Annotated in this window: 11 protein-coding genes and 3 pseudogenes; 8 read left to right on the top strand and 6 right to left on the bottom strand. The window is 61.2% G+C overall.

Features of this window, described 5'->3' with window-relative positions; translation table 11 throughout:
* Positions 1 to 8 precede the first annotated feature (8 nt).
* The 3 genes from KKY_RS12690 to KKY_RS12700 all read right to left on the bottom strand — a co-directional run bounded on the left by KKY_RS12690 (position 9) and on the right by KKY_RS12700 (position 3,388).
* On the bottom strand, positions 9 to 1,097 hold the full coding sequence (locus KKY_RS12690) for a carbohydrate ABC transporter permease (RefSeq protein ID WP_014131764.1): 1,089 nt from the start codon (positions 1,095 to 1,097) through the stop codon (positions 9 to 11).
* Positions 1,090 to 2,013: a carbohydrate ABC transporter permease gene (locus KKY_RS12695; protein ID WP_014131765.1), complete on the bottom strand. Its 924-nt coding sequence runs from the start codon at positions 2,011 to 2,013 to the stop codon at positions 1,090 to 1,092. The genes KKY_RS12690 and KKY_RS12695 overlap by 8 nt, the downstream gene beginning before the upstream one ends.
* Before the next feature lie 97 nt (positions 2,014 to 2,110).
* The gene (locus KKY_RS12700; RefSeq protein WP_041528752.1) at positions 2,111 to 3,388 is read right to left on the bottom strand and encodes an ABC transporter substrate-binding protein; all 1,278 of its coding nucleotides are present in this window, start codon (positions 3,386 to 3,388) and stop codon (positions 2,111 to 2,113) included.
* A gap of 219 nt (positions 3,389 to 3,607) precedes the next feature.
* Between KKY_RS12700 and KKY_RS12705 the strand changes: the two genes are divergently transcribed.
* From KKY_RS12705 to KKY_RS12720, 4 genes and pseudogenes are all read left to right on the top strand, one after another.
* Positions 3,608 to 4,420, top strand: a complete 813-nt coding sequence (locus KKY_RS12705) for a FadR/GntR family transcriptional regulator (RefSeq protein WP_083824267.1) — start codon at positions 3,608 to 3,610, stop codon at positions 4,418 to 4,420.
* Positions 4,417 to 5,658 (top strand): mannonate dehydratase, encoded by a 1,242-nt coding sequence (uxuA, locus tag KKY_RS12710; RefSeq protein ID WP_014131768.1) that lies wholly within the window; start codon positions 4,417 to 4,419, stop codon positions 5,656 to 5,658. The genes KKY_RS12705 and uxuA overlap by 4 nt, the downstream gene beginning before the upstream one ends.
* A pseudogene (gene uxaC / locus KKY_RS12715) lies at positions 5,655 to 7,035 on the top strand (glucuronate isomerase). Before uxuA ends, uxaC begins: the two are co-directional and overlap by 4 nt.
* Entirely contained in the window at positions 7,032 to 8,489 is a 1,458-nt protein-coding gene (locus tag KKY_RS12720; protein WP_014131770.1) for a mannitol dehydrogenase family protein, read from the top strand. Before uxaC ends, KKY_RS12720 begins: the two are co-directional and overlap by 4 nt.
* A 573-nt stretch (positions 8,490 to 9,062) precedes the next feature.
* On the opposite strand, the gene KKY_RS12725 is transcribed toward KKY_RS12720, so the two are convergent.
* Entirely contained in the window at positions 9,063 to 9,911 is an 849-nt protein-coding gene (locus tag KKY_RS12725) for an SDR family oxidoreductase (RefSeq protein ID WP_014131772.1), read from the bottom strand.
* Between the two features lie 84 nt (positions 9,912 to 9,995).
* Here KKY_RS12725 and KKY_RS12730 point away from each other — a divergent pair, with 84 nt between their 5' ends.
* The 4 genes and pseudogenes from KKY_RS12730 (at position 9,996) to KKY_RS12740 (ending at position 11,315) form a co-directional block, all read left to right on the top strand.
* Positions 9,996 to 10,397, top strand: coding sequence for a winged helix-turn-helix transcriptional regulator (locus tag KKY_RS12730; RefSeq protein ID WP_014131773.1), 402 nt, complete (start codon positions 9,996 to 9,998; stop codon positions 10,395 to 10,397).
* A gap of 95 nt (positions 10,398 to 10,492) precedes the next feature.
* A pseudogene (locus KKY_RS20860) lies at positions 10,493 to 10,852 on the top strand (NADH:ubiquinone reductase (Na(+)-transporting) subunit A); the annotation flags it as partial.
* Between the two features lie 43 nt (positions 10,853 to 10,895).
* Positions 10,896 to 11,057, top strand: a pseudogene (locus KKY_RS20675) (IS256 family transposase); the annotation flags it as partial.
* A 48-nt stretch (positions 11,058 to 11,105) separates the two neighbouring features.
* Complete coding sequence (locus tag KKY_RS12740; protein ID WP_041528753.1) at positions 11,106 to 11,315, top strand: hypothetical protein; 210 nt, start codon at positions 11,106 to 11,108, stop codon at positions 11,313 to 11,315.
* A 31-nt stretch (positions 11,316 to 11,346) separates the two neighbouring features.
* Here the strand turns inward: KKY_RS12740 and KKY_RS12745 are convergent, their stop codons facing one another.
* Together KKY_RS12745 and KKY_RS12750 are read right to left on the bottom strand one after the other, a co-directional pair.
* On the bottom strand, positions 11,347 to 11,925 hold the full coding sequence (locus KKY_RS12745; protein WP_014131776.1) for a nucleoside 2-deoxyribosyltransferase: 579 nt from the start codon (positions 11,923 to 11,925) through the stop codon (positions 11,347 to 11,349).
* Positions 11,922 to 12,839, bottom strand: coding sequence for a nucleoside hydrolase (locus KKY_RS12750; protein WP_014131777.1), 918 nt, complete (start codon positions 12,837 to 12,839; stop codon positions 11,922 to 11,924). Before KKY_RS12750 ends, KKY_RS12745 begins: the two co-directional genes overlap by 4 nt.
* Positions 12,840 to 12,851: the final 12 nt, after the last annotated feature.

Here is a 12,851-nt window from a genome sequence, read left to right on the forward strand (position 1 = left end):
GGATACCTTTACTTAATGCCGGTCGAGGCGATGCCGCTGGTGATATAGCGCTGCAGGAACAGGAACGCGAAAGCCAGCGGCATCGCGGTCAGGGTGGTCATCGCCAGAAGCAGGTCGTAGCGGATCTCGTATTGCGTCTGGAAGGATGCTAGAGCGAGTTGCAGCGTATAGACTTCACGGTCGTTAAGAATGAGCAGCGGAAGCAGGAAATCGTTCCAACGCCAAAGGAGCGAGAAGATCGCGACAACCGCCAATGCTGGCGAAGAAAGCGGCAGGATAATACGCCAGAAAATGCGCCATTCGCTGGCGTGATCCATACGCGCCGCCTCTATCAGTTCGTCGGGAATCGTCAGCATGTACTGCCGCAGCAGGAACACCCCAGTCGGAGTGGCTACAGCGGGCAGGATCACGCCCCAAAGATTGTTGACGAGCCCAAGCGATGACACGATGAGATATGTGGGGACCAACACCACCGTTGCCGGGATCATGATGGTCGACAGGATCGCCACCAAAGCGATGTTGGAGCCTCGGAAGCGATATTTGGATAGCGCGAATGCAGCCATGGCGTTCATCACCAGGGTGATGAGCGTCGCCACTATGGTAATGAACATACTGTTGAAGACGTAGCGGGCGATATCGCCCCCAGTCGTCGCCATAAGGTTGGCGTAATTCTCGGTGGTGAACCCAACGTGCCGAAGTGGGCGGGCGTTGGCGATCGGGACGACTATCGGTCCGGCCTCGGGATCCTCGGGATCGAGCATTTGCGCATTCAGCCCCACGCGGCGGATCTGTGCCAGGCGCTCAGTGCTTCCATCTTCTTGCTTCACCTCGAACAGCCGCAGAGGCTCGTCGTACCCTTCGATCATCACCGTTTCAGACTCGTACGGCAGGAACGTGGGAGGGAATTCTTCGAGATCTCCCGATGTCTTAAATGACGACAGCACCACCCACAGAACGGGGACGAACATCACCAAAACACCCAAGAGCAGAAACGCGTAGGCCAAGATGTCCGTCACATCCAATCCATTTCGGCTGCGCCGGCGCGTCAGGAAATTTCGGATCGATAGGCCCGTTTTCGGCACGCTGAGGTCATTCATCATTGGCTCCTCGTGAAACGCGCAACTGCACAAGCGTGACTATAAGAAGTACTATGCCTAACAACAGTGACGCCGCTGCCGACAATCCGAAATCACGCGGCAACATCGCGAAGCCCACTTCATAGATGTACTGGACAATCAGGAGCGTCGCCGAACCGGGGCCACCGCCTGTTAGAATGTAAAGTTCATCGAACGTTTGAACCGACCGCACCACGCAAAGGACCAGAACAACCAGCAGGACGGGGCGCAGCATAGGCAGGGTAATACGGCTAAACGTTCGCCACGGAGATGCGGAATCCATCTTCGCCGCTTCGTAAATGTCACGCGGAATTGATTGAAGCCCTGCCAGCAGGATCATGGTATAAAATCCCATATGCGCCCAAACTGTAACGAACACTGACCAGAAAAATGCAGTATTGGGGAAAACGAGCCAATTAACCGACTGAATACCAACCGCACTGAGCAGACCGTTTAGGGCGCCGTTGCGCTGTAAAATCCACTGCCAGATGAGAGCAACCACGACGGGTGAGAGCATTACGGGAAAGAAAAACACCGACCGAAAAAGGCCACGAAGGCGAATATTGCGATTGAGGCACAGTGCGGTCAGCAACGCGATTCCCGCCATGGCCGTCACCTGGATCGGCACGAACACGCCGCTGTTGTAGAGCGCCCGCCAGAACCGGTCGCGCGAGCACGTCGCGGGATCGAGAAAGTTGCCGCAATCAAGCAGCGCCTGATAGTTATCAAGCCCGATGAACGGCCGATCAATAGGGTAAAGTCGAGCCCCCCCGGTTAGCGAGTAATAGACATTGATCAATACCGGCAGCAGCGCGAACAGCAGAACCGACAATAGATTTGGGGCCAGAAACACCCATGGAATTCGGCGGACGCCGAGGACTTTCTGCGCCCCCGCCATCAACGGTTCCACTGCATAAGCAGGGACGGCCAAGACCGCCCCTACAGTGTTAACAAAGCGCTGCCTGACGGCCATCTGGCGCTACTCCCAGCATTGACTATTGGACGTTGGCGGAATCGATTGCCTGGTTTACGTCAGCTTCGATGCGTTCAAGAGCAGCATCGACCGTAAGCTCGCCATTGAGCACCTGACCTATGCGGGTGGTCATCGCGTTCATCATGGCGCGCTGGAAGGGCCATCCCTGAAAGCGATAGGCAGCCGCATCGATCTTCGGAATTTGCGCGGTGAAGGACTCCAACGCCGCGACCGTGCGTTCAGACGCATCGACATACTCGACGCCCTCGTCGATAACCGACTGCACACCAGGGATGTCCTTGGAGACCGCTATCACCCGCTCATAATTTTCTTGCATCGAAAGAAAATCGATAAAGGCGCCAACAACCTCGGGATTGTCGGTTGTGTTGAATGCCACCAACGCACCACCGCCCGGCATCACCGTGCAGGAGGATGGTCCGCAAGGGGCTGGTACCACCGCCCACTCGAAAAGGTCGCCGACCTCTGTGTCCATGCGATTGAGTTGCCACGAACCGCCGAAGTAGAACACCACGTTGGCGTTCAAGAAATCGGTAAACAGGTCGCGTGTGGTGGCGCCGCCTGTAGCACCCCACAGGTCCATTGGCATTGTGCCGTCATGGTGCCAAGCGACGAATTGTTCGATCGCCTCACGCAGCCCTTCGTCGATAACCGGCCGCCCCTCTTCATCTACCAACTCAGCTCCATAGCTGATGGCAAGACTTGCAAATCGGTGCCCCGACCGGTCCATCTCCATGGCAAAGTCGGTGCCCGTCGCTTCGGCCACTTGCCGGGTCGCTTCCGCCCACTCTTCCCAGGTAGCGCCCTCTTCCGGCACAGGCACGCCGGCTTGCTCGAACAGCGTTAAATTCACAAAAGCGCCGTTAAGGGTTTGCGAGGTTGGCATGCCATAAATGGCATCGCCTTCATCCCCTCCGCGCAGCCATTGGAGAAGCTGGGGAAATTCCGCCTCGAACCGCTCCACATCCACATATGGCGCAAGGTCGAGGTAATAGCGACTCAAACCGCCAAAATCGACCACAACCGAACCATCCGGCCCCATTCCGGATTCAAGCTGAACCGGCAAGCTCTCAAGAATGGTCTGGATCGTCACCGTTTCGAGATTGACCGTCATTCCCGGATTGTTGGAATTGAACTCGTCGGCCAGCGGCTGCATCGTTGGGCACCCAAATCCGAGCCCTTCACAGAACACCGTGACCTCTTGAGCTGACGCGGATACAGACGGCGCAATTGCTCCCACCGCGCCCATCCCCGCCAAAAGCAAAACCAATGAACGTTTCATTTCCACCTCCCTTTTGTGTGCACTAACCGATTGGCCATACCACGTGAACGTGATAGGTAAGGCCAATCTTGTCAACCCCTGCATTTTGTGCTCTCGCGCTTGTGCATTTGGCCAAACTCGGCAATAAAGGGTACAATATTCTGAGGGTGGCCGGACATACCAACCGTCTTTGGCCTTACCAATATTCCATATTCTTCGCTTTTGAAACAGGTGATGCACATGGCTCCAGCGACCAAGACAAGCCTTCAAGGCGAGAATGACAGTGATCGAGTTGAGCGCCTTTATCAAACAGTGGCGCGCAAGATCGCGGAAATGGTCGCCCAAAACCGGCATGAACCTGGATGGCGACTGCCGTCTGAGCGCGAATTGTCCGAGCAGTTGGGTGTAAGTCGCCCGGTCGTTCGCGAAGCAGTGATTGCACTTGAGGTGAAAGGGATGGTGGAAGTGCGACGCAGTCAGGGAATCGTCGTCCTACCAGAGCCCCCACACACCATGAATTTCATTGGCCTTGGCGCCGATATAGGTCCGGGGCCCTTCGAGCTTTTGGAAGCCAGACTTTCCATCGAAGCCAATGCCGCTGCTTTGGCTGCCGAGCGCATGCCAGCAGAGGCCATGGTGGAGCTCGAATCTTATATCGATCAGATGCATCGCGAGAATGACGTCTTGCTTCTCAATGAAAATGGCGACCGAAGTTTCCACATGCTCATTGCACGATCGAGCGGAAATGCAGTTATCGCGTCACTTATTGAGGCCTTATGGCAGCAGCGGGACAATTCAATTATGTGGCGCAAGCTGCATGAGCATATTCATGCGCCAAGCATTCGTCCGCTTTGGATCGGCGACCATTATGCGATCCTGTCGGCGCTGCGGCTGAGAAATGCCGAAGCCGCCAAAAGGGCGATGGAACGACACATAAAGAACGTCATGAACGAATTGCTCGAGGCCAGCGAGAATGGTCAGGTCGAGTTTGTTGAAACGCAAATAGTCGGTCGCCAAGGACACAGCAATCGGAAGAGTGAGGAAAGCAAATGAAGGCTACCTGGCGCTGGTTTGGTCCCAGGGACCTGGCAAAGATCGATGATATGATGCAGGCCGGCGTCGAAGGCGTCGTCAGCGCTTTGCACCACATCCCCAATGGCGCCGTCTGGACAACCGACGAGATCGCAAAGCGCGAGGCCGAGATCGCCCGGCGCAGCGATGGTTCTCCTTCGGGTCTCGCTTGGGACGTTGTCGAAAGCCTGCCGGTTTCGGAAGACATCAAGAAGCAGAAGGGCGATTGGCGCACCCATATCGCCAACTACAAGACCAGCCTTGAAAACCTGGCCGCCGCCGGCATCGAGATCATCTGCTACAATTTCATGCCTGTCCTCGATTGGACGCGCACCGATCTCGCCTGGCGCGTTGCCAGCGGCGCGACCTGCATGCGCTTCGATATCGTCGACTTTGCCGTCTTCGACATCCACCTTCTCGAGCGCCCCGGCGCCGCAACGGACTTTGCGGCCGATACCGTGGCCGAAGCGAAAATCCGCTTCGCCGCGATGACCGAGCGTCGCAAGACCGAAATCGTGCAGAACATCACCGCTGGCCTGCCCGGCGCCACCGAGGTGCTGACGCTTTCGGGCGTGCGCGAGCATCTGGCCCAATACGATCACATCTCGGCCGACCGCCTGCGCGCCAATTTCATCGCCTTTCTCGAAGAGGTCGTGCCGGTGGCCGAACGGCTTGGCATGCGGCTGTGCTGCCATCCCGACGATCCCCCCTTCCCCCTTCTGGGCCTGCCGCGCGTCATGTCGACCGAAGCTGACTATCAGGCGGTGCTTTCCGCCGTCGACAGCCCAGCCAATGGCGCCACGCTTTGTGCCGGATCGCTTGGTGCACGGCCCGATAATGATCTCGTGGGAATGATGGAGCGTCTCGGCCCCAAGGTGCATTTTTTGCATCTGCGCAACGTCAAGCGCGACAGCAGCGCCATCGCCGGATCCTTTTATGAGGACGAGCATCTCGCCGGGGACACCGATATGGTGGCCCTGATCGCAGCCGTGGTGCGCGAGGAAGCCCGGCGCAGGGCCGAAGGCCGTGCCGACCACCAAATCCCCATGCGCCCCGATCATGGACAGGATATTCTGGACGATCTTGGACGCAAGGCGCAGCCGGGTTATCCCACCATCGGGCGCCTCAAGGGCCTCGCCGAACTGCGCGGCGTCATGCGCGCCTTCGAGCATCCTGCGCTCGGGCTGGCGGCTACGGCGCGGGAAAGCGAGATTGCATGAGCGATTTCCTGCACCCCGACCGCCTGTTTCCAGTCGACCCGGCCCGGCGCACCATTGCACGCGACCTGTATGACGAAGTGGCCGATCTGCCCATCATCAGCCCGCATGGTCATACAGACCCGCAATGGTTTGCCGAAAACCCGGCTTTTGCCGATGCTGCATCGCTGTTTTTAACGCCCGACCACTATGTTCTGCGCCTGCTGCGCAGCCGTGGCATCGCCTATGGGGGGGGTGGCCGATGGCCGCGCCGCCTGGCGGACACTGTGCGAAAACTGGCACCTGTTCGCCGGCACCCCGTCCGAACTGTGGCTCAATCACGCGCTGTCGCTGTTCTTTGCGATCGACGAACCCCTTTCGGCCGAAAATGCCGACGCCAGCTTCGATCAAATCACCGCCCGTCTCGCCGATTCCGATCTGCGCCCGCTCGCCGTGCTTGATCGCTCCAATGTCGAAGTGATCGCCACCACCGAATTCGCCCTCGATCCCCTCGATCATCACAAGACTATTGTGGCCAACGGTCTGGGCCAGCGCATCCGCACCACCTACCGCCCCGACGACGTCACCGATCCCGATGCGCCCGATTTCACCTCAGCTTTGGCGCGGTTTGGGGAACTGACAGGCGAAGACACGAGCACTTGGACCGGCCTGATCAAGGCCCACGCCACCCGCCGCGCTTATTTCCGCGATCATGGCGCCACAGCGACCGATCATGGCGTGCCCACGGCCCGGACCGCAGACCTGTCGCTGCCGGACAAGCAGAGGCTTCTCGATGCCGCGCTCCGGGGCACTCTCGATACCCAAGGCACCGAGCAGTTCCGCGCGCAGATGCTGACCGAAATGGCGGCGCTGTCGGCCGAAGACGGCATGGTGATGCAGATCCACGCCGGATCGCGCCGCGCCACCGATCCGGTACTGCAGACAGAACGCGGCCGCAATCTGGGTGACGACATCCCCGTGCCCACCGATTTCGTCGGCGGCCTGCAGGCTCTGCTGGGCCGCTTCGGCAATGCTGAGAACTTTAGGCTGCTGGTCTTTACGCTCGACGAGAGCACCTACGCCCGCGAGCTCGCCCCCATGGCCGGCTATTGGCCGGCGCTCATGGTTGGCCCGCCATGGTGGTTCCACGACAGCCCCAACGGCATCCGCCGCTATCTCGACGCGATGCACGAGACAGCCGGCTTTCACAATCTCGCAGGCTTTAACGACGACACCCGCGCCCTGCTCTCCATCCCCGCCCGACACGACGTCTGGCGGCGCGAAGTCTGTGGCTACATTGCACGACTGGTCGCCGAACACCGCGTGTCCATGTCCACCGGCGCCGCACTAGCCAGATGGCTGAGCTATGACGCGGCCAAAACCGCCTACAAGCTGCCATGACCCTGCTCGAACGCCTCGATCAGGTCCCAGCCGGCATGACAAAGCCAGCCTTCGATCCCGCCGCCCATGGGGTTGGCATCGTCCATTTGGGGCTTGGCGCCTTTTTGCGCGCCCATCTGGCTATCTATACCGAAGACGCCTTGGCCCACTCGGGCGGCGACTGGCGCATTCTGGCCGTCGGCCTGCGCTCGCGCGACAGCGTCGACGCCCTCAACGCCCAGCACGGGCTCTATACGCTGATCACCCGCGATGCCGAGAGCCGGTATCGCGTATGCGGCGCTATTGCCGGCGCCGTGCACGCGCCGTCCGAACCACAGCGCCTGCACGCCGCCCTGGCCGCCGAAACGACGCGGATCGTTTCGCTGACCATTACCGAAAAGGGCTATGGCATCGATGCGCGCACTAATGGGCTCGATTCAGACCGTGACGACATCGCCGCCGATCTCGCATCCGATGTGTCCGCGCCCCGCAGCGCTGTGGGCTGGATCGTTGCCGGCCTCGCCGCCCGCCGCGCGGCGGGCGCGACGCCGTTCACGGTTTTGAGCTGTGACAACCTTTCCAACAACGGCGCAGTTCTCAAGCGGCTCGTTGTCGAATTCGCCGAGAGGCGCGATCCTGATCTCGCACGCTGGATTGCCGATAGTGTGAGCTTTCCCTCCACTATGGTCGACCGCATCACCCCTGCGCAGACAGAAGCCACCCGCACCGACGCAAGAGCTGCCCTTGGTTGCGAGGACCACGCGGCCATCGAAACCGAACCGTTCAGCCAATGGGTGATCGAGGACGATTTCGGCAATGGACGCCCTGACTGGCATTTGGCCGGCGCGGTGATGGCCCACGACGTGGCCCCATATGAGCGCATGAAACTGCGCATGCTCAACGGCGCCCATTCGCTCATCGCCTATGCCGGATTTCTCGCTGGCCACGACAATGTCCGCGACGCCATGACGGATCCCGCATTGGTGCGTCGGGTCGAAACCCACATGCGCGCGGCCGCCCAGAGCCTCGATCCCGTGCCGGGCATCGATCTCGACGCCTACCGCTCAGCGCTCCTCGCCCGCTTTGCCAACCGCGCGATCGCCCACCCGACCTATCAGATCGCCATGGACGGCACGCAGAAGCTCCCGCCGCGCATTTTCGAGACGGCGACAATCGTGAGGAACAGGGACGGCGACATCGCCAGCTTCGCCTTCGCCACCGCCGCCTGGATGGCCTACACGCGCGGCACCCGCGATGACGGCACACCATACGCCCTGCGCGACCCCCGCCAGGTCGAAATCGCCGACGCCTCCCGTTCCGGTAAAACCCCCTCGGCACTCTACGATGCGTTGGCGAGTCTCCCCGGCTTCATGCCCGCATCCTTGCGCAGCGATGACAAATGGTGCGCCACCACAATCACCCACCTCACGACCATGCTAACCAAAAGCATGCGCGCCGCGATCGATGCGACATGAAATCAGCCTGATCTAAAAAGAATGTGGTGGTGGCGGCAATCGCTGGCCACGAAAATTCGAGCTGAATTTCCATGTCTTTCGGGCTTGGGTTTTCAATTCTTTCTGGCCGGGACCGGAAACTCGGCTCCGAACCAGATAGATGCCGTATCCGTACGCGCTGACGTCGGCAACGGTAATGACTGAAGGCCCAAAGGTCCGCTTTCTGAGCTTCGGAACCGGAAAGCGGATAGACACCCCATAAACGAAATCGCCGGGCCGCGGCAGGAATGGCAGCTAACGGGAAATCGACAGCCCCACCTGAATGTCTTGAATGAGGGCGCAAAGCCGCCGTTCATGTCGCTGCAGGAACCGAAATCTCCCAATGTTTACAGTGCCCATCTATATCGCTTCGGGCGCGCCAAATCTCCACCATTCCGGAACAAAACCGGGCACGAAGGTCGGCTATCAACCCCTTGTGCGCTTCCGGACTGGTCTCACCCAACCCGGAAGCGATCATTCTTGACGCGTTGCGGAGGCAGCCATGCCTCATCGCGTACGGCAGTCCGGCGCATGAGCGGTCAGGGTCTGTCGCGTCTATGATTTGAGGGCCGCAGCCACCGCATCCGACAGCCGGGTAGTCGGACGCCCGATCAGCGCCGAAAGCTGGCCTTTGTCGTCGAACAGCGCTCCATTGGAGGCGTCGATGTCGAAGGCGGCCAGAGCACCGGCGAAATCTGCAGGGATACCCACACCCTTCAGCACGGCGGCATATTCATCCTGCGGCAGGTTCTTGTAGGGGATGTCCTTGCCAGTCTGTTTGGAGATCTCCGCCGCGAGATCAGCCAGCGTATAGGCGTCGTCGCCAGCCAACTCGTAGACCTTGCCGTCATGGCCCTCGCCAGTCAGCACGACGACGGCGGCCTCGGCCAGATCGGCGCGCGTTGCCGACGAGATGCGGCCCTCGCCCGCGCTGCCGACAAATGCGCCGGCCTTCACCGCGCCGGGGACCGAGACCGTGTAGTTTTCCGTGTACCAGCCATTGCGCAGAACAGTGTTGGCGATGCCCGACTGTTTCAGGAGGCTTTCGGTTTCTACATGCTCGGGTGCAAGGCTCAGTGACGACGTATCGGCATGGAGCAGGCTCGTATAGACGATGCGCCTCACGCCGGCCTTTTTGGCGGCGTCGATGATATTCCGATGCTGCGCGGCCCGCTTGCCGACCTCGCTGGAGGAAACCAGCATCAGCGTCTCGACGCCTTGCAGCGCCCGGTCGAGGGTTTCGGGCTTCTCGTAATCGGCTGCGCGCACTTCGACGCCGAGGTCGGACGCCTTCTCGACGCTGCGCGCCAGCGCGACGATCTGGCTGGGCTCAATCTTCTGCTTGAGCTTCTGGACGATGAGGCGGCCCAACTGGCCCGAGGCTCCGGTTACGGCGATGGTCATTGCGAGTGACTCCTTGTCTTGATGATCCAAAGCCATGATATAGGCTCATACTAACGCAAAGTAAGTACGCACAGGAAGGTAAGTATGAACATTCACGATGACGGCACGGCGATCGGGCTTTCCGACAAGGTGCATGGCGAGCTTCTGTCGGCAGGTTGTCCTTCGCGCGACGTGCTCAAACATGTGACCAGTCAATGGGGTGTTCTGGTGCTGATCGTGCTGGAAGGAGGAACGCACCGCTTTTCTGAACTGCGCCGCAAGATTGGCGGCGTGAGTGAGCGCATGCTGGCGCAGGCGCTGCAATTGCTGGAGGCGGACGGGTTCGTCTTGCGCCGCACCTATCCCGTTGTGCCGCCCCATGTGGAATATTCATTGACCCCCCTTGGCGAAGAAGTCGCGGAGAAGGTACGGATTCTGGCCGATTGGATCGAAATCAACTTCCATCGCATTCCTGCAAGCGGAGGGAATGCTGAACCGCCGGGATAGCCTGCGGTGGCAGCGTACTGAACTCTGCCGTTTTGATGAATGACCGCTTCGCTGAGACTCTGGACCAGAAACAGGCCATCGCGGCCGACGGCACGATGGACAAGGAGAAGTTCGATATTTCCGGCGCCGGAACACGTGACGGCCTTCGCGCGCTTTTGCTCGCCGCCGGGCAGTGGCCGGCAATCAGATCCCGTCCGTTCGAGCGCATTGCTGATCCCGGAGCGACGCCGATTGCGATTTTCGTGACCGCCATCGATACCGCGCCCCACGCGCCCGATCCGGTTCCCATAATCGAGGCGCGGCACGATGATTTTACCCGCGGGCTCGATGCGGTGGCTCTCCTGGCCGATTGCCCGGTCTATCTTTGCCAGCCGGACGTCGCGCCTTTTGCCGAAGGTTCGGGGCGCCGCAAGACGGTTCGCTTTGCCGGCGCTCACCCTGCGGGTCTGGTGGGCACCCATATCGCGAGGCTTTGCGTCCCGGGGGATGGCGAGGCGGTCTGGCATATCGGCACGGCTCATGGTCTTCAAGCTCGTCATGGCCGCAGCCAAAACCTGGCGACGGCTGAAAGGCGAAAATCAGTTGCCAATGGTCGTCGAAGGCATCAAATTCGCCGACGGCGTTGCCGTAACGACAACGCCAGATCAACACGCCGCCTGATCGGTCCCGTCACCCAGTTCCGACCATAGCTCCTTCTGGTTCGCGCTGGTGCTCAAGGGGATGGGCGCGCGGGTGGCGCTGATTGCCGGGCTTTCGGCGCTAGCGGGCGTGCTCGAACTGGTGCAGCTCGTCGTTCCGGGGCGCGAGGGGCAGTGGATCGACTTTCACTACAGCACCGCCGGCGCCGTGCTCGGCGGCCTTGGCGGCGCCCTCCTTGCCGAACTCGCCCGCCGCGTCAGCCGCAGCTTGCGGCGGTGATCGCTCAAGGCGCCGCCCGGGCCATGGACGATCAGCGCCCGAGCAGGGTTTCGGCGATGCGGGCGAGGCAGGCTTCGTAAGCCGTGAGGTCGGTGAGGCGGGCCTCGGGCGGCGCTTCGTGGCGGATGACGAGCCCGCCGCTCCTTGCGATGCCGCCATCGATCATCAGATTGTCGATCATCTCGTGGTTCTCGATCATCAGCCCGTCCGGGCCGACGAGCCGGCCGGTCTCGGCGGGCCGCGTGTCCCCGCCATAATAGTCCTGGGCGACGCGCGTGGCGTAGGGGCGGGCGGTGTTGGTGTAGCCGAAGGCCCTGGCGCCGCGCGCGACCATGTAGCCGAGCTCGTAGACCGTGCCCGGATCGGCGCTGACACCGCGAAAGGGGGTGAGGTTGGCGATGACGATGTCGGAGGCGTCCATCAGCTCTTCATTGTGGCGGCTGATCATGGTGCCGAAGGTGAATTTGTCGCCGCCCTCATACTTCAGGAAATCGCCCTGACGCGCGCTCGGCTCCATGCCGTATTGCCGGCAGAGCGCGCGCTTTCTTTCAACCTGCGCGAAGCCCTCGGGCAGGAAGACCTCGGGGCCGGCGATGTAGACGCGGATCATGAGGCCGCTTTCGCGAGCGTGTCATGGAAGCGGGTGAGGAAGCCCTCGATGTCCACCTGGTCGATGACGAGGGCATTGGGTTCGCGCTTGTTGCCCCAGTAATCGATGATGGTGCGGCCGCGCGAGGGGCCTTCGGAGCAGTCGATCGTGACATTGCACTGCCGGCCCGAAAAGAGTTCGGGCCAGAGGCAGTAGCCGACCGCGCACATGTCGTGCATGGGCCGGCCCTTGCCGGCAAAGCGCGGATGGGCGACGGGGAGCGCCAGCAGCGGGGCGAGGAAATCGGCGCCCGGCGTGCCGATCTTCGCGACGCGGGCAGCAAGCGCGGTGTCGACCAGCACGGTCGACGTGGTGTCGAGCGGCAGGACGACGCGCTCGAAATCGGCCTCGAAGACGACCCGCGCGGCATGGGGGTCGGCATAGATGTTGTATTCGGCGGCGGGCGTGGTGTTGCCGAGCCCGATGGCGCCGCCCATGAGGACGAGGCGCTCGACCTTCTGCGCCAGTTCGGGCGCCTTGACTAGGACGACCGCGAGATTGGTCAGCGGGCCGACAAAGCAGAGCGTGACGCTACGCTCAGGCGCGCTGGAGAGCGTGCGGATCAGGAAGTCGACCGCGTGCTCCTTTTCGAGCGGGGTCTCGACGGCCTCGAAGCGCACCCCGGCAATGCCGGTGTCGCCATGAATGTGCTTGGCGTGGACGTGCGGCACGGCGAGCGGGCGCGGGCAGCCGGCATAGACCGGGACCCGGCGCGGGGCGCGATCGAGGATGCCACGGGTATTCCACTGGGTCTGGTGCAGTTCGACATTGCCCGCGGCGGTGGTGATGCCGGCAACCTCGATGCCCGGGGCCGAGAGCAGCAGCATGATGGCCACCGCATCGTCGAGGCCGGGGTCGCAGTCCAGAATGATCATCTTGGTCCTTTC

The organism is Pelagibacterium halotolerans B2 (assembly GCF_000230555.1).
Lineage (GTDB): Bacteria > Pseudomonadota > Alphaproteobacteria > Rhizobiales > Devosiaceae > Pelagibacterium > Pelagibacterium halotolerans.

Coding starts and splice junctions, on each gene's coding strand:
- KKY_RS12690 (WP_014131764.1), bottom strand. CDS start 1,097: ATGAATGACCTCAGCGTGCCGAAAACGGGCCTATCGATCCGAAATTTC.
- KKY_RS12695 (WP_014131765.1), bottom strand. CDS start 2,013: ATGGCGGGGGCGCAGAAAGTCCTCGGCGTCCGCCGAATTCCATGGGTG.
- KKY_RS12700 (WP_041528752.1), bottom strand. CDS start 3,388: ATGAAACGTTCATTGGTTTTGCTTTTGGCGGGGATGGGCGCGGTGGGA.
- KKY_RS12705 (WP_083824267.1), top strand. CDS start 3,608: ATGGCTCCAGCGACCAAGACAAGCCTTCAAGGCGAGAATGACAGTGAT.
- uxuA (WP_014131768.1), top strand. CDS start 4,417: ATGAAGGCTACCTGGCGCTGGTTTGGTCCCAGGGACCTGGCAAAGATC.
- KKY_RS12720 (WP_014131770.1), top strand. CDS start 7,032: ATGACCCTGCTCGAACGCCTCGATCAGGTCCCAGCCGGCATGACAAAG.
- KKY_RS12725 (WP_014131772.1), bottom strand. CDS start 9,911: ATGACCATCGCCGTAACCGGAGCCTCGGGCCAGTTGGGCCGCCTCATC.
- KKY_RS12730 (WP_014131773.1), top strand. CDS start 9,996: ATGAACATTCACGATGACGGCACGGCGATCGGGCTTTCCGACAAGGTG.
- KKY_RS12745 (WP_014131776.1), bottom strand. CDS start 11,925: ATGATCCGCGTCTACATCGCCGGCCCCGAGGTCTTCCTGCCCGAGGGC.
- KKY_RS12750 (WP_014131777.1), bottom strand. CDS start 12,839: ATGATCATTCTGGACTGCGACCCCGGCCTCGACGATGCGGTGGCCATC.